Annotated in this window: 26 protein-coding genes; 14 read left to right on the top strand and 12 right to left on the bottom strand. The window is 73.4% G+C overall.

Annotated elements, in window-relative coordinates:
* Positions 1 to 21: 21 nt before the first annotated feature.
* The 3 genes from atpD (at position 22) to yaaA (ending at position 2,620) form a co-directional block, all read left to right on the top strand.
* Positions 22 to 1,482: a F0F1 ATP synthase subunit beta gene (gene atpD / locus CMS_RS09545; protein ID WP_012299257.1), complete on the top strand. Its 1,461-nt coding sequence runs from the start codon at positions 22 to 24 to the stop codon at positions 1,480 to 1,482.
* A gap of 1 nt (position 1,483) precedes the next feature.
* Positions 1,484 to 1,753: a F0F1 ATP synthase subunit epsilon gene (locus tag CMS_RS09540; RefSeq protein ID WP_012037856.1), complete on the top strand. Its 270-nt coding sequence runs from the start codon at positions 1,484 to 1,486 to the stop codon at positions 1,751 to 1,753.
* A gap of 111 nt (positions 1,754 to 1,864) precedes the next feature.
* Positions 1,865 to 2,620 carry a peroxide stress protein YaaA gene (gene yaaA, locus CMS_RS09535; protein ID WP_012299256.1) on the top strand — a complete coding sequence of 252 codons (756 nt, stop codon included), beginning with the start codon at positions 1,865 to 1,867 and terminating at the stop codon, positions 2,618 to 2,620.
* An 11-nt stretch (positions 2,621 to 2,631) separates the two neighbouring features.
* Here the strand turns inward: yaaA and CMS_RS09530 are convergent, their stop codons facing one another.
* From CMS_RS09530 to CMS_RS09520, 3 genes are all read right to left on the bottom strand, one after another.
* Positions 2,632 to 3,225 (bottom strand): DNA-3-methyladenine glycosylase I, encoded by a 594-nt coding sequence (locus CMS_RS09530; RefSeq protein ID WP_041464593.1) that lies wholly within the window; start codon positions 3,223 to 3,225, stop codon positions 2,632 to 2,634.
* A complete protein-coding gene (locus tag CMS_RS09525) occupies positions 3,222 to 3,842 on the bottom strand; it encodes a methylated-DNA--[protein]-cysteine S-methyltransferase (protein ID WP_012299254.1) in 621 nt (206 codons plus the stop codon). Before CMS_RS09525 ends, CMS_RS09530 begins: the two co-directional genes overlap by 4 nt.
* Positions 3,843 to 3,948: 106 nt before the next feature.
* Positions 3,949 to 4,428 carry an Lrp/AsnC family transcriptional regulator gene (locus CMS_RS09520; RefSeq protein ID WP_012299253.1) on the bottom strand — a complete coding sequence of 160 codons (480 nt, stop codon included), beginning with the start codon at positions 4,426 to 4,428 and terminating at the stop codon, positions 3,949 to 3,951.
* A gap of 306 nt (positions 4,429 to 4,734) precedes the next feature.
* On the opposite strand from CMS_RS09520, the gene CMS_RS09515 reads away from it, so the two are divergent.
* Together CMS_RS09515 and CMS_RS09510 are read left to right on the top strand one after the other, a co-directional pair.
* Complete coding sequence (locus tag CMS_RS09515; RefSeq protein WP_223842623.1) at positions 4,735 to 5,799, top strand: FHA domain-containing protein; 1,065 nt, start codon at positions 4,735 to 4,737, stop codon at positions 5,797 to 5,799.
* Entirely contained in the window at positions 5,796 to 6,632 is an 837-nt protein-coding gene (locus CMS_RS09510; protein WP_041464592.1) for a PP2C family protein-serine/threonine phosphatase, read from the top strand. Before CMS_RS09515 ends, CMS_RS09510 begins: the two co-directional genes overlap by 4 nt.
* A gap of 36 nt (positions 6,633 to 6,668) precedes the next feature.
* Here CMS_RS09510 and dapD read toward each other — a convergent pair whose 3' ends face one another.
* Entirely contained in the window at positions 6,669 to 7,667 is a 999-nt protein-coding gene (dapD, locus tag CMS_RS09505; RefSeq protein WP_041464591.1) for a 2,3,4,5-tetrahydropyridine-2,6-dicarboxylate N-succinyltransferase, read from the bottom strand.
* An 80-nt stretch (positions 7,668 to 7,747) separates the two neighbouring features.
* Between dapD and dapE the strand changes: the two genes are divergently transcribed.
* The 4 genes from dapE to CMS_RS09490 all read left to right on the top strand — a co-directional run bounded on the left by dapE (position 7,748) and on the right by CMS_RS09490 (position 11,439).
* Positions 7,748 to 8,845 carry a succinyl-diaminopimelate desuccinylase gene (gene dapE, locus CMS_RS09500; RefSeq protein ID WP_041464590.1) on the top strand — a complete coding sequence of 366 codons (1,098 nt, stop codon included), beginning with the start codon at positions 7,748 to 7,750 and terminating at the stop codon, positions 8,843 to 8,845.
* Positions 8,827 to 10,059: a hypothetical protein gene (locus tag CMS_RS09495; RefSeq protein WP_012299248.1), complete on the top strand. Its 1,233-nt coding sequence runs from the start codon at positions 8,827 to 8,829 to the stop codon at positions 10,057 to 10,059. The genes dapE and CMS_RS09495 overlap by 19 nt, the downstream gene beginning before the upstream one ends.
* A gap of 147 nt (positions 10,060 to 10,206) precedes the next feature.
* Positions 10,207 to 10,380: a DUF3117 domain-containing protein gene (locus tag CMS_RS16620; RefSeq protein ID WP_012299247.1), complete on the top strand. Its 174-nt coding sequence runs from the start codon at positions 10,207 to 10,209 to the stop codon at positions 10,378 to 10,380.
* 96 nt (positions 10,381 to 10,476) lie between these two features.
* Positions 10,477 to 11,439 (top strand): IS481 family transposase, encoded by a 963-nt coding sequence (locus CMS_RS09490; RefSeq protein ID WP_012299246.1) that lies wholly within the window; start codon positions 10,477 to 10,479, stop codon positions 11,437 to 11,439.
* Between the two features lie 109 nt (positions 11,440 to 11,548).
* Here the strand turns inward: CMS_RS09490 and CMS_RS09485 are convergent, their stop codons facing one another.
* On the bottom strand, positions 11,549 to 12,181 hold the full coding sequence (locus CMS_RS09485) for an O-methyltransferase (RefSeq protein WP_012299245.1): 633 nt from the start codon (positions 12,179 to 12,181) through the stop codon (positions 11,549 to 11,551).
* A gap of 151 nt (positions 12,182 to 12,332) precedes the next feature.
* Between CMS_RS09485 and CMS_RS09480 the strand changes: the two genes are divergently transcribed.
* Complete coding sequence (locus CMS_RS09480) at positions 12,333 to 12,707, top strand: Sec-independent protein translocase family protein (RefSeq protein ID WP_012299244.1); 375 nt, start codon at positions 12,333 to 12,335, stop codon at positions 12,705 to 12,707.
* Between the two features lie 38 nt (positions 12,708 to 12,745).
* Here CMS_RS09480 and CMS_RS09475 read toward each other — a convergent pair whose 3' ends face one another.
* On the bottom strand, positions 12,746 to 13,663 hold the full coding sequence (locus CMS_RS09475) for a LysR family transcriptional regulator (protein ID WP_041464589.1): 918 nt from the start codon (positions 13,661 to 13,663) through the stop codon (positions 12,746 to 12,748).
* Positions 13,664 to 13,778: 115 nt separating this feature from the next.
* Between CMS_RS09475 and CMS_RS18170 the strand changes: the two genes are divergently transcribed.
* A complete protein-coding gene (locus CMS_RS18170) occupies positions 13,779 to 13,901 on the top strand; it encodes a hypothetical protein (RefSeq protein WP_256890478.1) in 123 nt (40 codons plus the stop codon).
* Positions 13,902 to 14,000: 99 nt separating this feature from the next.
* Here CMS_RS18170 and CMS_RS09470 read toward each other — a convergent pair whose 3' ends face one another.
* From CMS_RS09470 to CMS_RS09460, 3 genes are read right to left on the bottom strand one after another with little or no spacing between them, the layout of a single operon-like run.
* Positions 14,001 to 15,176 (bottom strand): Mrp/NBP35 family ATP-binding protein, encoded by a 1,176-nt coding sequence (locus tag CMS_RS09470; RefSeq protein ID WP_012299241.1) that lies wholly within the window; start codon positions 15,174 to 15,176, stop codon positions 14,001 to 14,003.
* Positions 15,166 to 15,717: a DUF1003 domain-containing protein gene (locus tag CMS_RS09465; protein ID WP_012299240.1), complete on the bottom strand. Its 552-nt coding sequence runs from the start codon at positions 15,715 to 15,717 to the stop codon at positions 15,166 to 15,168. Before CMS_RS09465 ends, CMS_RS09470 begins: the two co-directional genes overlap by 11 nt.
* Complete coding sequence (locus CMS_RS09460) at positions 15,701 to 17,047, bottom strand: magnesium transporter MgtE N-terminal domain-containing protein (RefSeq protein ID WP_041464588.1); 1,347 nt, start codon at positions 17,045 to 17,047, stop codon at positions 15,701 to 15,703. The genes CMS_RS09465 and CMS_RS09460 overlap by 17 nt, the downstream gene beginning before the upstream one ends.
* A 59-nt stretch (positions 17,048 to 17,106) precedes the next feature.
* Here CMS_RS09460 and CMS_RS09455 point away from each other — a divergent pair, with 59 nt between their 5' ends.
* A complete protein-coding gene (locus CMS_RS09455; protein ID WP_012299238.1) occupies positions 17,107 to 17,772 on the top strand; it encodes a general stress protein in 666 nt (221 codons plus the stop codon).
* A gap of 57 nt (positions 17,773 to 17,829) precedes the next feature.
* Here the strand turns inward: CMS_RS09455 and CMS_RS09450 are convergent, their stop codons facing one another.
* Both CMS_RS09450 and CMS_RS17910 read right to left on the bottom strand, forming a co-directional pair.
* Positions 17,830 to 19,449 carry an aminopeptidase P family protein gene (locus CMS_RS09450; protein ID WP_041464587.1) on the bottom strand — a complete coding sequence of 540 codons (1,620 nt, stop codon included), beginning with the start codon at positions 19,447 to 19,449 and terminating at the stop codon, positions 17,830 to 17,832.
* An 80-nt stretch (positions 19,450 to 19,529) separates the two neighbouring features.
* Positions 19,530 to 19,883, bottom strand: a complete 354-nt coding sequence (locus tag CMS_RS17910) for an endonuclease/exonuclease/phosphatase family protein (protein ID WP_223842622.1) — start codon at positions 19,881 to 19,883, stop codon at positions 19,530 to 19,532.
* Between the two features lie 25 nt (positions 19,884 to 19,908).
* Here CMS_RS17910 and CMS_RS17905 point away from each other — a divergent pair, with 25 nt between their 5' ends.
* Together CMS_RS17905 and CMS_RS09440 are read left to right on the top strand one after the other, a co-directional pair.
* Positions 19,909 to 20,640, top strand: a complete 732-nt coding sequence (locus CMS_RS17905; RefSeq protein ID WP_223842621.1) for a hypothetical protein — start codon at positions 19,909 to 19,911, stop codon at positions 20,638 to 20,640.
* Between the two features lie 9 nt (positions 20,641 to 20,649).
* Entirely contained in the window at positions 20,650 to 21,525 is an 876-nt protein-coding gene (locus CMS_RS09440) for a PHP domain-containing protein (protein ID WP_012299236.1), read from the top strand.
* Between the two features lie 107 nt (positions 21,526 to 21,632).
* Here the strand turns inward: CMS_RS09440 and CMS_RS09435 are convergent, their stop codons facing one another.
* Positions 21,633 to 22,595 (bottom strand): IS481-like element IS1121 family transposase, encoded by a 963-nt coding sequence (locus CMS_RS09435; RefSeq protein WP_012296860.1) that lies wholly within the window; start codon positions 22,593 to 22,595, stop codon positions 21,633 to 21,635.
* Positions 22,596 to 22,619 lie beyond the last annotated feature (24 nt).

Genomic DNA, 22,619 nt, shown 5'->3' with positions numbered 1-22,619 from the left:
GAATGAAGAAGAGAGACATCAATGACTGACACCGCCACTCGGCCGGTCGCCAGCGACAGCGTGGCCGGCGTCGGACGCATCGTCCGCGTCACCGGCCCGGTCGTGGACATCGAGTTCCCGCATGACTCGATCCCCCCGGTCTACAACGCCCTCAAGACCACGATCACGATCGGCGAGGACTCGACGGAGATCACGCTCGAGATCGCGCTGCACCTCGGCGACGACGTCGTGCGCGCCATCGCCCTGAAGCCCACGGACGGCCTCGTCCGCGGCCAGGAGGTGCGCGACACGGGCGCCGCCATCTCGGTGCCCGTCGGCGACATCACCAAGGGCAAGGTCTTCAACGTCACCGGCGACATCCTCAACAACGAGGGTGGTGAGCCCATCGAGATCACCGAGCGCTGGCCCATCCACCGCAAGCCCCCGATGTTCGACCAGCTCGAGTCCAAGACGCAGCTGTTCGAGACCGGCATCAAGGTCATCGACCTCCTCACCCCGTACGTGCAGGGCGGCAAGATCGGCCTGTTCGGCGGCGCGGGCGTCGGCAAGACCGTCCTCATCCAGGAGATGATCCAGCGCGTCGCGCAGGACCACGGCGGAGTGTCCGTGTTCGCCGGAGTCGGCGAGCGCACCCGCGAGGGCAACGACCTCATCATGGAGATGGAGGAGGCCGGCGTCTTCGACAAAACCGCGTTGGTCTTCGGCCAGATGGACGAGCCGCCGGGAACGCGCCTCCGCGTCGCCCTGTCCGCGCTCACGATGGCGGAGTACTTCCGCGACGTGAAGAACCAGGACGTGCTGCTCTTCATCGACAACATCTTCCGCTTCACGCAGGCCGGCTCCGAGGTCTCCACGCTGCTCGGCCGCATGCCGTCCGCGGTGGGCTACCAGCCGAACCTCGCGGACGAGATGGGCGTGCTCCAGGAGCGCATCACGTCGACCCGCGGCCACAGCATCACGTCGCTGCAGGCCATCTACGTCCCCGCGGACGACTACACGGACCCGGCACCGGCCACCACGTTCGCGCACCTCGACGCGACCACGGAGCTCAGCCGCGAGATCGCCTCGCGCGGTCTCTACCCGGCCGTCGACCCGCTGACGTCCACCAGCCGCATCCTCGACCCGCGGTACCTGGGCCAGGCGCACTACGACACGGCCACCCGCGTCAAGGCCATCCTGCAGAAAAACAAGGAGCTGCAGGAGATCATCGCGATCCTCGGCGTCGACGAGCTCTCCGAGGAGGACAAGGTCACGGTGTCGCGTGCGCGCCGCATCCAGCAGTTCCTCTCGCAGAACACGTACATGGCGAAGAAGTTCACGGGCGTCGAGGGCTCCACGGTGCCGCTGAAGAACACCATCGAGTCGTTCTCGAAGATCGCCGACGGCGACTACGACCACGTCGCCGAGCAGGCGTTCTTCAACGTCGGCGACCTCGACGATGTCGAGCGCCGCTGGTCCGAGATCCAGAAGGAGAACGGCTGACATGGCCCGCGCTGATCTCACGGTGACCGTGGTCTCGGCCGACCAGCAGGTCTGGTCGGGCCAGGCGTCCATGGTCGTCGCGCGCACCAGCGAGGGCGAGATCGGCATCCTGGCCGGTCACGAGCCCCTGCTGGCGATCCTCGCGACCGGCAACGTCCGCATCACGCAGGACGGCGGCGCCGTGATCACGGCCGACGCCGACGAGGGCTTCCTCTCGGTGGAGAACGACAACGTGACCGTGGTCGCGCGCAAGGCCGCACTGGTCGCGTAGCATCACGTCCGTCCGACGGCGGGCGGTCCCCTCGGGGGCCGTCCGCCTTCGTGCGTCCGGGCGCGCGTTCCGCCCGTCCATCCCGTCCCGCCACCCGATCCCGGAGGCCCCGTGCTCGTCCTGCTGCCCCCGTCCGAGACCAAGCGCGACGGCGGGACGGAGGGATCGCACCTGGACCTCGACCTCCTCGCCTTCCCCGAGCTGACGGAGGAGCGCCGAACGGTCGTGCGGGCCGTCGCCGACCTCGCCCGGGATCCCGAGGCGGCGGCGCGCGCCCTCAAGCTCGGCCCGCGCCAGGCCGCAGAGGTGGAGCGGAACCGCGTGCTCGAGACCTCGCCGACCATGCCGGCTCTCCGCCGCTACACGGGCGTCCTCTACGACCCCATCGGCGCCGACTCCCTGGATCCCGCGCAACTCGCGTTCGCCGGTCGGCACGTCGCCGTGCACTCCGCCCTGCTCGGGCCCGTCCGGGCGACCGACCCGATCCCGGCCTACCGGCTCTCGCACGACAGCCGCGTGCCGGGCCTGAGGATGAAGGCGCACTGGGTCGCCTCGGTCCGTCGCGTGCTCGAGGGGATCCCGGGTCTCGTGCTCGACCTGCGCTCCGAGGGGTACGCCGCCCTCGGACCGCGTCCCGGTCACGAGGACTCCGCCGTGGTGCGGGTGGTCGCCCGCGGCGCGGACGGCACGGTGCGGGCGCTCAACCACTTCAACAAGAAGGCGAAGGGCGAGCTCGTGCGCGATCTGATCCTCGCCGGTCGCGATCTCGGATCCGTGGCGGAGCTGCTCGACTGGGCCGCGGGCACCGGCATCGAGCTGTCGCGCGGTGACACCGGCGAGCTCGTCCTGGTCGCCGCGCCGCATTGACGCCGCCGGGGTCAGGCGGCCCGATGGCAGCCGACGACGTGGTCGTCGACGAGACCCGATGACTGCATGAGCGCGTAGACGGTGGTGGGGCCCACGAACCGGAGTCCGTGCGCCTTGAGCTCGCGGCTGAGGGCCGTGGACTCCGGCGTGACGGCGGGGATCTCGTCGGCTGTGGCCGGACGGGAGCGGGTCAGGGGATCGGGGGCATGCGCCCAGATCATGCGGTCGAGGGCACCGTCCCCGTGCTCGTCGACGAGGGCCCGCACCGCGCGTGCGTTGCCGGCGGCCGCGAGGATCTTGGCGCGGTTGCGGATGATCCCGGCGTCGCCCATCAGCCGCTCGACGTCGCCGTCGTCCATGGCGGCGACCGCGTCGACGTCGAAGCCGTGGAAGACCTCGCGGAAGTGCGGGCGCTTGCGGAGGATGGAGATCCACGACAGCCCCGCCTGGAAGCCCTCGAGGCAGAGCTTCTCGAACAGCGGCCGGTCTCCGTGCAGCGGACGGCCCCACTCCTCGTCGTGGTATCTGCGGTACTCCGTGTCGCCGGCGGACCAGGCGCAGCGCGCGACGCCGTCGTCGCCGAGCACGAGCGATGGGCGCGTCATGACAGCACCGAGCCCTCGAGCGCGAGAAGCCCGACCTTCGTGGCGACCCCGTCGCCGGCGCTGAAGCCGGTGACGCGCCCGTCGGAGCCGAGCACGCGATGGCAGGGGACCAGGATGCAGAGCCGGTTCGCGCCGACGGCCCCGCCCACCGCGCGGGCCCCGCTGGGCCGACCGGCGGCCTGAGCGAGGGCGCCGTACGTCGTGACGCCGCCGTGCGGGACGCGCGCGAGCGCCTCCCAGACCGCGACCTGGAACGGGGTCCCCGTCAGCCGCACCGGTACCTCGAAGGACGTGCGGCGGCCGGCGAAGTACTCGTCCAGCTGCCGCGCCGTCTCCGCGAGCACGGGGGTCGGCCGGTCGTCCAGATGGTCGAGCGGCAGGACGCCCACTGTGGCGATCGAGAGGGCGACGACGCGGTCGCCCTCGGCCACGAGCTCCAGGCGGCCGACGGGGGAGGGCACCCGGAGCAGCGCGGCGCCGTGGGGGAGGGTCCCGGCGGCGGGGGCCAGCGCGCAGCCCGGGTCGGCGTCGGGAGCGGCGGGCGCGGGTCGGCCATCGCGAGGCGGGGATGCCGGCCGCCGCGCGGGGGCGACGGCGGGAGCGGAGGAGGGGGTCATGCGGCGAACGTACGACGGGCCGTGCGGATCAGCGGGGCCACCGCCCGGTCGGGGGAGGGACGGCGCCGGCTGCCGTCGGGGGAGGAGGCGGAGACGCGCTCCGCCGTCACCGGGAGCGCCCGTGGCCGTCCTGCGTGTGCACCTTGGGGTAGACGAACGTCTCCGTGCTCACGACTCCCTCCAGGCCGCGGATGCGGGCGTTCAGCAGCTCGACGAGCTCGTCGTCGTCCTCGCAGACCACCTCGGCGAGGAGGTCGAACGTGCCCGCCGTCATGACCACGTAGTCGACCGCCGGGATGGCCGCGAGGGCGTCCGCGACCACGCGCACGTCGCCGCTCACGGTGACCCCGATCATGGCCTGGCGAGTGAGCCCGAGCTGCTGCGGATCGGTGAGCGCGACGATGCGGATCACGCCCGCGTCGGTGAGCTTCTGCACGCGCTGGCGGACGGCGGCCTCGCTGAGTCCCACCGCCTTGCCGATCTCGGCGTACGACCGGCGACCGTCCTCCCGCAGCTGGTCGACGATGGAGCGGGAGATCGCGTCGATGGGGAGCCCGCGGGCGGAGGGGCGCTGCGGCGTGCTCATCGTCCGAGCATGGCAGTCCGGCGGGGGCCGGGCAACCGGATCCGCGGCGACCGGCCACCGCGACAGCCCGGATGCCCCTCCCGTCGCCGCACCTGGACGCTGTCCGGTGGCCGGCGCACCCCTCTGCCGGAGCTTGCCCGCGCGGTAGGATCCGTGTCAGCGCGTCCGGCCGCCCGAGGCCCGTCGCCGACCGCCCGACCGGGCGCCGATCCTCGATGGAGCCGATGACGTGAGCGAGGGCTCCCACCGTTCCTCTCCCGCCGCCGGGGGGGGTCGGCCGGCATCGCGGTCGTCACGCCCCGCGCCGTGGTGCTCCTGCCCGCGGGCGCGCCGGCGGGCATCGTTGACGACCTCTGGCGCATCGTCGCCGATCCGGCTGCCACCGCCGAGGCGATCGTCGCGGCGCTGCCTCTGCGGGGCGCCGACGAGGTCGCGTCGTTCGCCGTGATCGTGCACGAGGCGGCCGGTCCGGAGGGCGCGCGCCTGCAGGTGGTGCTCCGGGGCGACGCGGTCGTGGACGCCGACGTCGACGGGGCCGCGGATCCCCGCCGGGTCGATGCGCGGCGCGCCCAGCCCTTCTACCTCGCGACGCTCGACCGGGTGCGGGCCTACCGGGCCTACCGGGCCGGCCGGGCCGACGTCGAGGCGGACGCCTCCGCGGACCGGACGGGAGGCCTCCCGCTCATCGCGGGCGCCGTCGCCGCGGACGCCGTGCACTGGCGCCTCGGCGATCCGCGACCGAGCGACGCGCGCTCCGGCGAGCCGGCACGTCCCGCCGACCGCCGTGACGCCCCGCCCTCCGGTCGCTGCGCCGCCGTGCCGACAGTGGATCCCGGTCTCGTCGCCACCGTGCTCGACGGGCCGGCGGATCCGGTCGGGCGAACGGGAGCACCGGACGCCCGCGATGCCGCCGCCCGCGCCGGATCCGCCGGCGTCCCCACCGTCGCGATGCCCACCGCGCCCGCGACGCACGAGGACGCCGACGCCGACGCCCCGCGCGTCGTCCCCGCCTTCCGCGTCCTGCACGACGGCGTGCCGCACGGGGACGCCGACGTCCCCGACAGGATCCCGCTCGACGTCCCCGCCGTCGTCGGCCGCCGCCCGCGTCCGCCGCGCGTCATCCGGGGCGCCGCACCGCGGCTGGTCGCCGTGCCCTCCCCGCTCGGTGAGATCTCCGGCACGCACCTCGGGATCCGGCAGGACTCCGGCGTCGTCGTCGTGACCGACCTCGACTCCACCAACGGCACCGTGGTGCTCGCCCCCGGCGCCGAGCGCCTCGCGCTCCGTCCGGGGGAGTCGCTCGTGGTCGTGCCCGGCACGCGCATCGACATCGGCGACGGCGTCGTCCTCGAGATCCTGTCCGCCCGATGACCGCCATCGGAGCGGACGTCCCGGAGACGGCCCTCGCCCTGCCCGACGGCCGCACGCTCGTGCTCGGCTGGGCGTCCATGACCGACCGCGGCCTCCGCCGCGACCACAACGAGGACAGCGTGCTCGCCGCCGTGCCGTACTTCGCGGTGGCGGACGGCATGGGCGGGCACGCCGCGGGCGACGTGGCGAGCGACGCCGTCATCCGCCGCCTCGCCGAGGAGCAGGAGCTCGCCGACTCCGGGTTCGCGGATCCCGAGGGCGTGGAGCCCGCGCTCGACCTGGCCGTCGGCGACATCCGCGAGGAGACCGGGGACCTCGAGCTGCACGCCGGCACGACCGTCACGGGAGCGTGCCTCACGCTCGTGTCGGATCGCCCGTACTGGGCCGTCTTCAACGTCGGCGACTCGCGGGTGTACCAGCTCCGCGGCGACGTGCTCGAGCAGGTCACGGTCGACCACTCCGTCGTGCAGGAGATGGTGGACGCCGGCCGCATCACGCGCGCGCAGGCCGACCGGCACCCGGACGGCAACATCATCACCCGGGCCGTCGGCGTGGGCGACGCCGCCGAGGCGGACTACTGGCTGCTGCCCGTCACCGCGCGGCTGCGGCTGCTGGTCTGCTCCGACGGGCTGACCAAGGAGCTGGCCGACGCGGAGATCCGCGGGCACCTGCTGCGCGCCGACGACGCGGCGACGGCCGTGCGCGACCTCGTCGTGCACGCGCTGGAGAACGGCGGGCGCGACAACGTGACGGCGATCGTGGTCGACGTGCTGCGGATCGACCCGCCCGCCGACGCACCCGCTGTTCCGCGTCGTCGCGGGCTGCGGCGCTGAGCGGGACCCGGGTCCCGCCGGATCGCCCGGCTCGCGCTACGCGTGCAGCGCCTCGTTGAGGATCGACCCGCCGACGCGCCGCGGGACCGCCTCGACGGCACCCGTGAGCGAGTTGCGGCGGAACAGGATCCCGGGCCGCCCCGACAGCTCGACGGCCTTCACCTGCGGCACCGTGCCGTCCGGCCCGGGCGCCTCGCCCGCGAGCCGGACCTTGGTGCCCGCGGTCACGTAGAGGCCGGCCTCCACGACGCTGTCGTCGCCGATGGAGATGCCGACGCCCGAGTTGGCGCCGAGGAGCGCCCGTTCGCCGATGACGACGCGCTGCGTCCCGCCGCCCGAGAGCGTGCCCATGATGGACGCGCCGCCGCCGATGTCCGAGCCGTCGCCGACGACGACGCCCTGGGTGATCCGCCCCTCGACCATGGAGGAGCCGAGCGTGCCGGCGTTGAAGTTCACGAAGCCCTCGTGCATGACGGTGGTGCCGGGCGCCAGGTGCGCGCCGAGCCGGACGCGGGAGGCGTCGGCGATGCGGACGCGGTCGGGCGTGACGTAGTCGAGGAGGCGCGGGAACTTGTCGATGCCGTGCGCGGCGATGCCGGCCCGCTGGAGCGCCGGCCGGAGCCGGTCGAAGTCGTCGGGGTGCACGGGGCCCGCGTTCGTCCACACGACGATGGGGAGGTGGCCGAAGATCCCGTCGAGCGCGATGGTGTTCGGCGCCACGAGCAGGTGGCTCAGCAGGTGCAGGCGCAGGTACGCGTCGGGCGTCGACGTGGGGGGCGTCTGCAGGTCGATCTCGACCGTGACGATGTCGATCGTCACGCCGCGGCGCGGGTCGGCCACCGCGAGCTCCTCGATCCACGCCGGCGCGATCCAGCGGTCGCGGCCCGCGGGCAGCGACCTGAGCTCGGGCGCCGGGAACCAGGTGTCGAGCACGGTGCCGTCGGAGGCGACGGTCGCGAGGCCGTATCCCCATGCGGATCCGGAGGCGGGAGCGGAGGCGGGCGCGGCGGACGAGGGCGAAGCGGGGGAGGCCATGCGGCCAGCGTACCGATCGCCGCGGGCCGTCCCGGGTCCTCCCCAGGACCGCGTCCCGCTGCCGACCTAGGATGATCCGCATGCCGACCGAGACGCCGCCCGTGCCCGAGCTGGACCTCACCGCGGGGAGCGTCGAGGTCACGCGCGCGATCTGCGACATCGAGTCCGTCTCCGGCGACGAGGCGACGCTCGCCGACGCCATCGAGCGGGCCCTCGCCGGCTGCGCGCACCTCGAGCTGGAGCGCGACGGCGACGCGGTCGTCGCGCGCACGCGCCTCGGCCGCGACCGCCGCGTGGTCATCGCCGGCCACATCGACACCGTGCCCCTCAACCGCAACCTGCCCACGCGCACCGAGCACGACGACGGCGTCGAGTTCCTCTGGGGACGCGGCACGGTCGACATGAAGGCCGGCGTCGCCGTGCAGCTGGTGCTCGCGGCCGAGCTCGCGGATCCCGCCTACGACATCACCTGGATCTGGTACGACCACGAGGAGGTCTCGGACAGCCTCAACGGCCTCGGCCGCCTGGCCCGCACCCGCCCCGAGCTCCTCGAGGGCGACTTCGCGATCCTCGGCGAGCCGACCCGGGCGGAGATCGAGGGCGGCTGCAACGGCAACCTGCGCGTCGAGGTCCGCGCCTTCGGGAAGCGCTCGCACTCGGCCCGCTCCTGGGTCGGCGAGAACGCCATCCACCGGATCGCGCCCGTGCTCGACGTGCTCGCCGCGTACGAGGCGCGCGAGGTGGAGGTCGACGGCCTCGTCTACCGCGAGGGCCTCAACGCCGTCGGCGTCTCGGGCGGCATCGCGGGCAACGTCATCCCGGACGAGGCCATGGTGCACGTCAACTACCGCTTCGCCCCGAGCCGATCCGGCGCCGAGGCCGTCGAGCACGTCCGGGGCCTGTTCCCCGGCTTCGAGGTCACGGTCGTCGACCTCGCGGAGGGCGCCCGCCCGGGGCTCGACGCCGAGATCGCGCAGCCGTTCCTCGCAGCGGTCGGCGGGGAGGCGCGCCCGAAGTACGGCTGGACCGACGTCGCCCGGTTCAGCGCCCTCGGCATCCCCGCTGTGAACTACGGCCCCGGGGACCCGCTCCTCGCCCACCACGACGACGAGCGCGTCGACGTCACCCAGATCGTGTCGTGCGAGCGCGGCCTCCGGGCGTGGCTGACGGCGCGCTGACCCGGCCGGTCGGGCGCCCGGCGCCGCTCGACCTCCCGGACGCCCGACCCGCGGGGCGCCTGCCCTGGTGGGCGGCGGTCCTCGGCGTCTACGCGCTCAGCCGCGTCCTCACGACCGTGCTGATGCTCATCTCGGCCCGCAGCCAGATCCGCACCCCGTGGGCCTCCGCGTCGCCGTCCTACCTGCAGTACGCGACCTTCTGGGACGCCGGCTGGTATCGCGACATCGCGACCTTCGGCTACCCGACCGTGCTCCCCGTCGACGCCGCCGGCCACGTGCAGTCGAACCCGTGGGCGTTCCTGCCCGTCTACCCGGCCATCGTGCGCGCCATCCAGGACGCCACGGGCGCACCCTTCGACGTGGCCGCCGTCGCGGTCTCCGTGATCGCGGGAGGCGGTGCCGTGCTCGTGCTGCACCGCCTGCTGTCGCGCTTCCTCTCGCCGTCGTCGACCCTCACCGCGGTCGTCATCGTCTGCGTCGCCCCGGTCTCGCCGCTCTTCCAGATCGCGTACGCGGAGAGCCTGCAGACGCTCCTGCTCGTCACCGCCCTGCTGCTCCTGGTCGAGCGGCGCTACGTGCTCCTCGCGCCCGTCGTGGTCGTCATGGCGTTCACCCGCCCCCTCGGTCTCGCCTTCGCCCTGGCGCTGGTGCTGCACGGCGCGCATCGCATCGCCACGGCCCGTCGCGATCCGTTCCCTCCCGCGGAGCGCGCCCGGCTCGTGCTGGCCACGACCGCCGCCGTCGCCTCAGGGGCCGCCTGGCCGGTGATCGCCTGGATCCGCACGGGCTCGTTCACGGCGTACACCGACACGGAGCTCTCCTGGCGCGCGGCCTACGTCGGCTACCGCCACCTCGTGCCCTTCGAGGCGTGGTTCGACGCCGGCGACGTCTGGATCGGCGGTATCGCCGGGACCGTCGCCGTCCTGCTCGCCGTGGCGGCCTTCGTCCTGGTCCTCCTGCGCCCCTCCGTGCGCGCCCTCGGGCCCGACCTCCGCATCTGGATCGCGTCCTACGGCCTGTACCTCTTCGCGGTCTTCTTCCCGCAGTCGAGCGTCTTCCGCCTCCTGCTGCCCATGATCCCGCTGGCCGGGGCGCTCGCCGTGCCGCGAGCGCGCGCCTACCGGGTCGCCGTCGTCGTCGCCATGGTCGTCGGCCAGTGGATCTGGATCGACGTGTTCTGGCGCGCCACCGCGGGCGATTGGACGCCGCCGTGATCCGGCACCCGCGACGCCTCCGGGCGGCCCCGCCGCGCCCCCTCCACCCCCGGACGGGGGCGCGTCGGCCGTAGCACGGAGCCGCGCGTTCATCGGGGGGCGTGTCCATGCGGGATAATGGATGCACATCCACGAAAGGGGAGCCGAATGGCAGCCATGAAGCCCAGGACCGGCGACGGACCGATGGAGGCCGTGAAGGAGGGCAGGCTCATCATCGTGCGCGTGCCCTTGGAGGGAGGCGGACGACTCGTCGTCTCCGTCAACGACGCCGAAGCGAAGGAGCTTCACGACGCCCTCGCCGCGGTGACCAGCGCGGGCTAGGTGTAGTTCCTCGGGAGGTTGTGAACGCGTGAGCGGATAGCGAAGACCTCCGGGACGATGTGAGTTACCAAGCACACGTCATCACCGGAGGTCTTCGTGACTCACGCTAATGCCCCGTTCGCTCCCGTGGGCAGGGTTCGGCTTGCTCGGTTGATCGTTGAGGACGGGTGGCCGGTCCGGCGTGCGGCGGAGAGGTTCCAGTGCTCGCCGGCGACGGCGTCGAGATGGGCTCGCCGGTATCGGGCCGGGTTGCCGATGACAGATCGCTCATCCCGTCCGCACCGTCAGCCCGGGCGCACGAGTCGGCGTCGGGAGCGGCGGATCGTCGCGCTGAGATTCACTCGCCGGTGGGGCCCGCACCGCATCAGCTACCACCTGCGTATCCCCCGTTCCACGGTCGAGCGGGTCCTCCGTCGCTACCGGATGCCGTTGCTCACGCACCTGGATTCCGCGACGGGACTCCCCGTCCGACGCTCGCCCGCGCGACGTTACGAGCACTCCTCGCCGGGAGATCTGGTCCACGTCGACATCAAGAAGCTCGGCCGCATCCCGGACGGCGGCGGGCACCGAGTCCTCGGCAGAGCGGCCGGCCGGAGGAACACTCCCCGGACCGGGCGGGGGTACGCGTTCCTGCACCACGCCGTGGATGACCACTCCCGACTGGCGTACTCCGAGATCCTCACCGACGAGCGCAAGGAGACCGCTGCCGCGTTCTGGGCCCGCGCGAACGCGTTCTTCACCACCGCGGGCATCACCGTGATCCGTGTCCTGACGGACAACGGCTCCTGCTACCGCTCCCACGCCTTCACCGAGGCGCTCGGATCGATCACGCACAAACGCACCCGCCCCTACCGGCCCCAGACCAACGGGAAGGTCGAGCGCTTCAACCGCACCCTCGCCACGGAATGGGCCTACGCCCATCCCTATCGCACCGACGAGGCCCGCGCCGCGACCTACCCTGCCTGGCTGCATCACTACAACCACCACCGCCCCCACACCGGCATCGGCGGACTCACGCCCGCCGAACGCGTTCACAACCTCACTGGGAACTACAGCTAGTCGAGACCGCACCACACGACACCGCCCGCCCCGTCGACGACGGGGCGGGCGGTGTCGTATGTGCGGGTAACTGGGCGATAGCGGTCGTGCGAGCGGGGGACCGCGGAGGTCAGCGCCCGGTCTTGGCGATCTGCAGCAGGCCGTCGCCCGCGGGCGAGAGCGACGCGACCACCGCGCCCGAGCCCGCCGTCTCCTGCACGAGCGTGCGGAACGCCGCGGTCTGGGCGTCGCGCGCCGCCGGGTTCTGCACGCGGCCGCGCCAGAGGGCGTGGGGCACGAGCACGAGCCCGCCCGTGCGCGCGAGGCGCAGCCCGTGCTCGACGTACTCGATGACCTGACCCGGATCCGCGTCCACGAGCACGAGGTCGTAGCTCGCGTCGCTCATGCGCGGCAGCACGTCGAGCGCCCGGCCCGTGATGAGGCGCACGCGGTTGGCGGGCACCTCGGCGTCCGCGAGGATCTCGCGCGCGGCCTGCTGGTGGTCGAACTCGACGTCGATGCTGGTGAGCACCGCTCGCGGTGCGCCGCGGAAGATGCAGAGGCCGGAGACGCCGGCACCGGTGCCGATCTCGATGACGCTGGTGGCGCGCGTGGCCGCGGCGAGGAGCGAGAGCTGCGCGCCGACGGCGGGGGAGACGGCCTCGATGCCGAGCTCACGGGAGTGCTGGCGCGCCAGGGCGATGTGCTCGTCCTCGACGACGACGTCCTCGGCGAACTTCCACCCGGTCTCCTGGTCGGACACGCGGCACCTCCCTCTTCCGGGTCCCCAGGGTATCGGCCCGGCGGCGCACGCCCGACCGGCCGGGTGTCCGGTGCGGATCCGATGCCCCCTGTCCGCTGACCGGACCCCGCGGACGGGCGTACGACCGGCATCGACCGACTAGCCTGTGATCATGTTCGGCCTGACGTTCGAGAAGCTGATGCTCATCGGCATCATCGCCGTGTTCCTGCTCGGCCCCGAGCGGCTGCCGATCTACACCCAGAAGCTCGCGGACCTGGTGAAGGCCGCGCGGCGCATGGCCACCGGCGCCCGGGAGCGCATGCGCGACGAGCTCGGCCCGGAGTTCGACGAGGTCGACTGGAAGAAGCTCGACCCTCGCCAGTACGACCCGCGCCGCATCATCAAGGAGGCGCTGTTCGAGGACGAGCCCGTCGTCACGAAGCCGCGCGTCCCCGTCGAGACCACCATCGCGCGCCGCCAGCGCCTGGAGCGCGAGGCGGCCGCCGCGTCGGCCCAGCCGGCCCCGTTCGACGCCGAGGCGACCTGACCCGCATCGCCTGATCGGTTCGGGCTCCCGAGCGATCCTCAGCCGTTCCCGCTGAAGCGCGCGTCCACCGCCTTCGCCTCCTCGCGGAGGGCGTCCACGACGGCGCGCACCGAGGGCCGCTCGGCGCGGTCCGGACGCAGCAGCACGTGCAGGTGCCGCTTCGACGCCACGCCCGACAGCCGCTTGACCACCACGCCCTCGTACGAGCCGGCGGTGTACCGCGGCAGCAGCGCGATCCCGTGCCCGGACGCCACGAGCGACTCCGTGATCCGGGTGTCGCTGAACCGCTGCACCACGCGCGCGGGTGCGCCGACGGCCTGCTCGATGTCGAGGAGGATCCGGTCGAAGGGGAGGCCCTGCGGCACGCCGATCCACGGCTCTCCGCTGAGGTCCGCCGGGCTCACCGACGCCCGGGCGGCGAGGCGGTGGTCCGCGGGCATCGCGACGTCGAGCGGCTCCACCATGAGCGGCACGATGACGAGGCCGAGACCGCGCCAGGTGCCCGCGCCGGCGAGCGAGTGGGCGATGACCACGTCGAAGTCGGCCGTGAGGTCGGCGAAGGCGCGGGACGCCGGATCCCGGTCGCTGGCCCGCAGCGTGAGGTCCGGGATCCCGGCGACGCGGTCGAGGAGGCCGGGCAGCAGCATCTGCGCCGCGGTGGGGAAGGTCGCGAGCGTCACCTCGCCGGACGGCTGGTGCCGGAAGTCCTCCCAGAGGGCCTCTGCGCGCGCCACGGCGACGGCGATGTCGGTCGCCGTGCGGGCGAGGGCCCGGCCGGCGTCGGTCAGCACGATCCCGCGGCCCGAGCGCTCGGTGAGCGGCACGCCGGCCTCGCGCTCGAGCACCTTGAGCTGCTGCGAGACCGCGGACGGGGTGCGCCCCGCCGCGCGCGCGACGGCTCCCACGCTGCCGCGGTCGGCGAGCTCGCGGAGGAGCTCGAGGCGGCGGATGTCCATGTAGGCAGGCTACACAACCAGGCAAGGACTATGAGCTTGTCCTGAACGTTCTGCGATGGTCCCATGGAGGTGCGGCGGAATGCGCCGCCATCCGCCTTCCCGCAGGAGCACCACCATGACCGTCTTCCTCATCGCCATCGCCGCCCTCTCCGTCTCCGCCATCGCCGGCACCGTCGTCGTCACCGCGCGCGACGGATACCGCGCGATGCCCACGCGCACGCACCGCAGCCACGTCTAGGCAGCACGCGCAGCACGCACCAGGAGGACGGCAGCCCGCGGGCTGCCGTCCTCCTCGTGCGTCACCGGGGCGTCGACAGGAGTCGGAGCGGCGGCGCGCCTAGGAGACGGACAGGCCGAGCCGTCGGCCCGCGAGGCCGCGGCCGCGCGTGGCGAGGTGGTCCGCGACGCGGAGGATCTGCACCGCGGCGGGATCCGTCGGCGCGGCCAGCACGAGCGGCGCGCCCGTGTCGCCGCCCTGGCGCAGCGCCATGCTGAGCGGCACGCTCGCGAGGAGCGGCACGCTCGCCTCCTGCCCGGCGGAGAGCCGGCGCGCGACCTCCTCGCCGCCGCCCGCGCCGAAGAGCTCGAGCACGGATCCGTCGGCCTGGGCGAACCCGGCCATGTTCTCGACCACGCCGGCCACGCGCTGGCCGGTCTGCCGGGCGACCAGGCCGCTGCGCTCGGCCACGTCGGCCGCCGCGGGCTGCGGCGTGGTGACGACGAGCACCTCCGCGTGCGGCAGGAGCTGGCCCACCGTGATGGCGACGTCCCCGGTGCCGGGCGGCAGGTCGAGCAGGAGCACGTCGAGGTCGCCGAAGAAGACGTCGGTGAGGAACTGCTGGATCGTGCGGTGCAGCATCGGCCCGCGCCAGGAGACGGCCGTGCCGCCGGTGGCGTCGGGATCGAGGAACATGCCGATCGAGATGACCTTCACGCCGTGGGCGACGGGCGGCAGGATCATGTCGCCGACGCGCGTGGGCTGGGCCGTGCGTCCGTCCGCGTCGACCAGGCCGAGGATCCCCGGGATCGAGAAGCCGTGCACGTCCGCGTCGACGAGGCCCACCGCGAGGCCCTTCGCCGCGAGCGCGACCGCGAGGTTGGCGGTGAGCGTGGACTTGCCGACGCCGCCCTTGCCGCTCGTCACCGCGTAGACGCGCGTGAGGCTGTCCGGGCCGAACGGGACGCCGCGCTGGGCAGCCGGCCCGCGGAGGCGCTCGGTGAGCGCGCGGCGCCGCTCCGGGCTCATGACGCCGACCGTGAGCTCGAGGCGCGCGACCCCGGGCACGGCCTCGACCGTCTCGCGCACGTCGCGCTCGATGGAGGTCGCAGCCGGGCAGCCCACGATCGTCAGGGCGATGTCCACGTGGGCCACGCCGCCGTCCTCGACGCGGACGTTGGAGACCATGTCGAGCTCGATGATGGGGTGGCGGATCTCGGGATCCACCACGCGGGCGAGCGCCCGCCGGATCGCCTCCGTCGTCAGCGCCTCCGCCCCGGGGACCTCAGCGGCCATGCGTGCGTCGGCTGCCCGCGCCCTCCGCGTCGTCCGCCTCGGGGTCGTCGCGCCGGTCGAGCTCCTCGAGGAGCTGGCGCAGCTCCGCGCGGATGAAGTCCTTCGAGGCGACGTCCTTCATCTGCAGGCGGAGCGACACGACCTCGCGGGCGAGGTACTCGACGTCGGCCACGTTGCGCTCGGCCCGCTGGCGGTCCTGCTCGATCTGCACGCGGTCGCGGTCGTCCTGCCGGTTCTGCGCCAGCAGGATGAGCGGTGCCGCGTACGAGGCCTGCAGCGACAGGATCAGCGTGAGCGCCGTGAAGCCGAGCGCCGCCGAGTCGAAGCGCGCGGATTCCGGCCCGTAGGTGTTGTAGCCGATCCACGCCACGCAGAAGAGCGTGAGGCCCACCAGGAACCACGGCGTGCCCATGCCGCGGGCGATGGACTCGGTGAAGCGGCCGAACCGGTCGCGGCTCGCGCGGTTGCGCATCGGGAGGACCGTCGTGCGGAGGCCCTTGGGCGCGTCCAGGCGGACGTCGCGGTTACTCTGCCGTGCCACGGGGGATCCTCCGTCCTCGTGCGGGTCCTGCGGTGGGGATGGCGGCCGTGGCCGTGCCGTGGAAGCGGGCGGTCGCGCGCTTGCGGGTCTCGCGCTCCGCGTCGGCGCTGCGCCAGTCGTCCGGCAGCAGGTGGTCGAGCACGTCGTCGATGGTGACCACGCCGACCAGCCGGTGGTTCTCGTCCACCACGGGCACCGAGACGAGGTTGTAGCTCGCCATGATGCGCGACACCTCGGCCGCGCTCGTGTCCGCGCGCACGGGTTCCAGGCCCTGGTCGAGCAGCGTCCCGAGGCGCTCGTGCGGCGGGTAGCGCAGCATCCGCTGGAAGTGCACCATGCCCAGGAAGCGGCCGGTGGGCGGCTCGTACGGGGGCAGCGTGACGCACACCGCGGCGCCGAGCGTGGGCGCGAGCTCGTGGCGGCGGATGAGCGCGAGGCCCTCCGCGACGGTGGCATCGCCCGAGACGATGACGGGGTCCGTCGTCATGAGGCCGCCCGCGGTGTCCGGCGCGTAGCTGAGGAGCATGCGGACGTCGTCGGCCTCCTCCGGCTGCATGAGCTCGAGCAGGGCCTCCCCGCGCTCCTCGGAGAGCTGCGCGATGAGGTCGGCCGCGTCGTCCGGCTGCATCTGGTCGAGCACGTCGGCCGCGCGGTCGTCGTCGAGCGTGGCCATGATCTCCACCTGCTGCGACTCCGGCATCTCCTCGAGCACGTCGGCGAGGCGGGCGTCCGGCAGCTCCTCGGCGACCTCCAGGCGGCGCGCCTGCGGCAGGTCGAGCAGGGTGTTGGCGAGGTCGGCGGGCAGCAGGTCGGAGTAGGCGGCGAGGAACTGGGAGGCGGACTGGGCGACGCCGTCGTCCTGGAGCTCGGCGACCTCCTCCCACGTGGCGAAGATGGTCGCGCCCTTGGCGAAGGGGGAGGGGCTCGTGCGCGGGCGGCGGCAGAAGAGCTGCGAGACCTCCCACTCGGCCTGGCCGGACTCCTCGATCGCGACGTCCTCGATGACGGCGGTGCCGGATCCGTCGCGCATGCTCACGCGCCGACCGAGGATCTCGGCGATGACGCGCACCTCGCCGCCGCGTTGCTCGAAGCGGCGCAGGTTGATGAGGCCGGTGGTGATGATCTGACCCGACCCGATGCTCGTGACGCGGCCGATGGAGAGGAACACGCGGCGCTTGCCGGGGATCTCGACGATGAGGCCGACGACGCGCGGCGGATCGTCCTTGCGGTAGACGACGAGCACGTCGCGGACGCGTCCGACGCGGTCTCCTGCGGGGTCGAACACGCTGCACCCGGCGAGCCGGGCGACGAAGACTCGGGAGGCGCTCACAGAGTCAATCTAGTCGCTCGCCCAGCGCCCGCCCGGCACCGGCGTGGAACACTGGACCGGTGACCAACCCCCTCCTCGGACGCCCGTCCCGTGCCAACATGCCGAAGCTGCCGAAGGGGGAGCCCGTCGCCACGTACGAGACCTACGACGAGGCGCAGAAGGCGGTGGTCACCCTCGCCGAGGCGGACTTCCCGGTGACGCAGGTGAGCATCGTCGGCAACGAGCTGACGAGCGTCGAGCGCGTCACGGGCAAGCTCACCTCCGCCCGGGCCGCGGTCGCGGGAGCGGCGAGCGGCGCGTGGCTTGGACTCTTCCTCGGCCTCGTGACGTTCCTCTTCTCGCCCGTGCCGAACATCTCGTTCGTCGTCGGCGCCGTCATCATCGGCGTGGGGTTCGGCGCCATCTACGGGATCGTCAGCTACAGCATCACGCGCCGCCGCCGTGACTTCACGTCGGTGATGCAGGTCACCGCCACGAGCTACTCGGTGGTCGTGGATCCGGACTCGCTGCACCGCGCGCGGAACGTGCTCGGCATCGGGGGAGTCGGCACGTCGGTCTACGGCGAGCCCGTCGTCACGCCGCCGGCCGCGCCGCCCGTCTCGCGACCGGTAGGCCCGTACGGGGAGCGCGTGCCCGAGGCGGGCGGATCCGACGCCCCCGAGCCGACCGCGCCGCCGACGTCGACCGACCGGCCCGTGGGCGAGCAGGGCGCGACCGGGGCCTGAGCCCCGGGCGTCGCGCCCGCCGCGCGGTGGATCCGCCGCGCCGGATCCACCCCGCGGCTAGGCCCGTCCGGCCATCCACGCCTCGACCTCGTCGGCCGTGCGGGGGATGCCCGCCGACAGGTTCTCGGCCCCGTCGCGCGTGACGAGGATGTCGTCCTCGATGCGCACCCCGATGCCGCGGAAGCGCTCCGGCACCGTGAGGTCGTCGGGCTGGAAGTACAGGCCCGGCTCGATCGTGAAGACCATGCCGGCCTCGACGATCCCGTCGATGTACATGTCGCGGCGGGCCTGCGCGCAGTCGTGCACGTCGAGGCCGAGGTGGTGGCTCGTGCCGTGGACCATGTAGCGGCGGTGGTGCTGGTTGTCGGCCTCGAGCGCCTCCTCCGCGGTGACGGGGAGCATGCCCCAGTCGGCGGCCTTCCGCGCGATGACCTCCATCGCGGCGGCGTGCACCTCGCGGAAGCGGATGCCGGGGCGCACGATCGCCAGCGCGGCGTCGGCGGCCTCGCGCACGGCCTCGTAGACCTCGCGCTGCACGTCGGTGAACGTGCCCGAGACGGGGAGCGTGCGGGTGATGTCGGCGGTGTAGAGGCTGTCGAGCTCGACGCCCGCGTCGATGAGGATCAGGTCGCCGGGCACCACGCGGCCGTCGTTGCGGGTCCAGTGCAGGATGCAGGCGTGCGGGCCGGAGGCGGCGATGGTGTCGTAGCCGACCGCGTTCCCGTCGGCGCGGGCGCGCGCGTTGAAGACGCCCTCGACGACGCGCTCGCCGCGCGCGTGCGCGAGGACGGCCGGCATGTCGGCGATCACGTCGGAGAAGCCGCGGCCGGTGGTGTCGACCGCCTCGCGCATCTGGCGGATCTCGTACTCGTCCTTGATGAGGCGGAGTTCGGAGGTGTCGCGGGCGAGGAGGGCGTCGCCGTCGGCGGGATCGGACGCGTCGCCGTCGGAGCCGGAGGAGGCGCCCGCGCGGGCCTCGTCGACGCGTGCGGCGAGGGCCGGGTCGGCCTCGCGGATCACGCGCACGGGACCTGCTGCGGCGATGGCGGCGTCGACGTCGGCGAGGGGCGCGGTCGCGATCCCCAGGTCGGCCGCGACCTGGCGGAGCGAGGGGCGCGGGCCGATCCAGAACTCGCCGATCTCGGCGTTGGCGTAGAACTCGTCGCTGTCGCGGCCGGCGCGCTCGCGGAAGTAGAGGGTGGCGTCGTGCGCGGATCCGTCGGCGGCGGATCCCTCGGCCACGGGCTCGAGGACGAGCACGGCGCCGGGCTCGCTGTCGGCGCCCCAGCCGGTCAGGTGCGCGAACGCCGAGTGGGCGCGGAACGGGTAGTCGGTGTCGTTGCTGCGCTGCTTGAGGCGGCCGGCGGGGATCACGAGGCGCGTGCCGACGTGGAGGGCGGAGAGGCGGCGGCGGCGGTCGGCGGCGAAGGGCGCCTGCTCGCGGGCCGGCGGGTCGACCTCCTCGCGCTCGGCCCAGTTCGTGGACACGAAGTCGCTGAAGGCCGTGCTCGCGGGAGTGGTGCTGCGGTTGGAGGTGGCGCGGGGGACGGGCGCGTCGCCGGATCCGGGAGCGGAGACCACGGGGGCCGCGGTCTCGGTCGTCGCCAGGGGCGCTGCCGGATCGGCGGCGATCTCGGCGGGGGCGATCTCGGACGCGGTGTCGGTGTTCTCGGCCATCCGACGATCATCCCACCTGCGCGCGGCACGGACCCGGGTGGGACGGGCCGGGTCAGCGGAGCGGGGTCGACCGAGCAAGGTCAGCGGAGCGGCGTCAGCTGCGCGATCACCGGCCGGTGGTCGCTGCCGGCGCCGTCGCGGTCCTCGACGACGCGCAAGCCCGTGACCGCCCAGCCGGGCGTGGCCATGATGTGGTCGATCGGCGTGCCGAGCAGCGCGGGGACCCCCGTGGGCCAGGTGCCGACGGCGCCGTTGCCCGAGGCGCGCGCGGCGTCCACGCACTGCCCGAGGTCGGTGACCTGGCCGCGCTCGGTGGGGGTGCCGCCGTAGCGGCTCATGTGGTCGAGCGTCGCGTTGAAGTCGCCCGCGATGATCACGTTGCCCTCGTCGCAGCGCTGGCCGAGCCAGGCGAGGTCGGCGCGCCAGTTGTCCATCTGCTCGGGGATGGGGGGAGACCGGGTGCACGGCCATGATCACGGGGCCGTTCCCGTCGACCGGCTCCATGATGACCGTGGGGAGGACGCTCGTGGTGCCGCGCGACTCGTCGAGCCGGTAGTCGCCGTAGGCCGCGCTGATGAGGATGGTGGTGGAGCGGGCCGCGGCCACGTCGTCGAAGGCCGCGGTGCGGACCCGCATCGGACGCCCCGCGTCGCGCATGAGCACTGCGATCTCCGCGCCGGTCTCCTCGCGCGTCTCGGGGAGCGTGATGACGTCGGCGCCCGACTCGATCGCGAGGTCGGCGACGGCGCGCGCGCCCGTCGCGCCGCCGAGCGTGTTCCACGTGAGCACGGTGACGTCGTCGTCCTGCGCCTCCTGGAACGCCGTGTCGCCGAGTCCGCGCGTGGCGAGCACGGCCGAGTTCGCGCCGATGAAGACCACGAGCAGCACGGCGATGCTGCCGAGGAGACGGCGGCCGGGGCGGATCGCGAGGCAGAGGACGAGGGTCAGCACCAGCACGGCGGCGGCCGCGGCGATGAGGCCCCCGCGGATGGCGACGGCGTGGGCGACGAGGTACGTCTGCTCCAGGCCCAGCAGCTGCGGCCAGGTGATGACGAGGAGGGAGGCCGCGGTGATGAGGATGACTGCTGCTCCGACGACCCGACCCATGACGTCCACCACACTATGGCGGCTCTCTGGGAGAGCGCCGCCGCGGGCGCCCGGCGGGCCGGGGCCCCGGGGACCGCCGCGTAGGATGGCGGGATGCCGGAGGAGCAGCAGGGTCCCATCGACCTGCACACGCACAGCTCCGTGTCGGACGGCACCGAGACCCCCGTCGAGCTCGCGGCGCAGGCCGCCGCGCAGGGCCTGTCCGCTGTGGCGCTCACCGACCATGACTCCACCGCGGGCTGGGCCGACGCCTCGGACGCAGCCCTCGCGCACGGCATCACGCTCGTCCCGGGCATGGAGATGAGCACGCAGCTCGAGTACGCGAGCGTGCACGTGCTCGCGTACCTCTTCGATCCCGAGGACGCCGACCTCGCCGCGATGACCGCGCGCGTCCGCTCCGAGCGCATGACCCGCGCCGAGGCCATGGTCGGCCGCATCTCCCGCGACTACGACCTCACCTGGGCGGACGTGCTCGCGCAGACCACGCCCGGGAGCACCATCGGCAGGCCCCACATCGCCGACGCGCTCGTCGCGCGCGGGCACGTGCCCACGCGCACGGCCGCGTTCGAGTGCATCCTGCACTGGCAGGGCGGCTACTACCGGCCGCACTACGCGCCGGACCCGATCCTCGGCGTCGAGCTGATCACGGCGGCGGGCGGCCTGGCCGTCCTGGCGCACCCGGGCGCCCGCGGGCCCGAGCGCGTGCTGTCGGACTCGCGCATGACCGCGCTCGTCGCGGCCGGGCTCTTCGGGCTCGAGGTGCGGCACCGGGACAACCCGCCCGCATCGCGCGTGCGCCTCACGGAGCTGGCGGAGCGGTTCGGGCTCGAGGTGACCGGATCCAGCGACTACCACGGTGCGGGCAAGCCCAACCGGCTCGCGGAGAACACCACGGAGCCCGCGGTGCTCGCGCGCATCGTCGAGCGCGCCACCGGCTGGGCACCCGTCGTGCCCGTGCCGGCCGTCTGACGCGCGACCCGGCCGGAGCAGGAGCCGGGCGTGACGGAGGGGCCGCATCCGGTGGATGCGGCCCCTCTGCGATGTGATCCGTGCGGCGCGGCGCTAGGTGTACTGGGTCATGACGTTGGTGACACTCGGGCCGCGGGCGTGAGCCCGTGGCTTGAGTGGATTCGTTCAGTGTTGTAGTGCTCGATGAAGGGGTCAAGCGCGTCGGCGCGGTGTTGGTTGCTGGTGAAGGGTTGCCGGTAGGCCCACTCGGTCGCGAGGGTCCGGTTGAAGCGCTCGACCTTGCCGTTCTGCCAGGGGCAGTGCGGGCGGATGAACTTCTGCCGCGCGCCCAGGTCCTGGACGGCGTTCTTGAACGCGGTCGAGTGCCGGTAGGCGAACGCGTTGTCCGTGATGACCCGCTCGATCCGGGTGATCCCATGCCCGGCGAAGTACGCCGCTGCGCGGGTCAGGAACCCGGCCGCGGTCGCGCCTTTCTCATCGGGATGGATCTCCGCGTAGGCGAGACGGGTGTGGTCATCGACCGCGGCATGGACGTAATCGAACCCGATCCCGCGGCCGCGGACCTGCTCGCTGCGCCCGTGGACCCGCCAGCCGCCTCCGTCCGGGATCCTCCCGAGCTTCTTCACGTCCACGTGGATCAGATCACCCGGATGCTCGTGCTCATACCGGTGCGCCGTTGACCGGGATGCCCGGATCACGGCCCCGGTGACGGGGTCCAACCATGCCAACGGCGGCGCCCCGTGCCGGCGCAGGATGCGGGAGATCGTACGGGATGGAACACCTGTCACCGGCGCCAGCCGCGCAGGACCCGCCCGCAACTGGGCCCGCGCTTCCAGCACGGCCCGTTCCCGCTCCGGGCTCGTTCGCCTCGGTACTGACCGGGGCCGCGATGACCGATCCGTCAGCCCTCGCAGCCCCTCGGCACGGAACCGGTTCACCCATCGATGCGCGCACTGCCGCGACACCCCCAGCTCCCGCGCGACGTGCGCGACCGGCCGACGATCCTCCACCACCCGCCGCACGAGGAGAACCCTCCCGTGAACCGTCAGACGAGCATTACCGTGGGACATCGAGGCCTCCTGGCGATGGTTGAA

This window comes from Clavibacter sepedonicus (assembly GCF_000069225.1).
In the GTDB taxonomy this organism is placed as follows: domain Bacteria; phylum Actinomycetota; class Actinomycetes; order Actinomycetales; family Microbacteriaceae; genus Clavibacter; species Clavibacter sepedonicus.
This window is presented reverse-complemented; position numbering and strand designations above follow the sequence as displayed.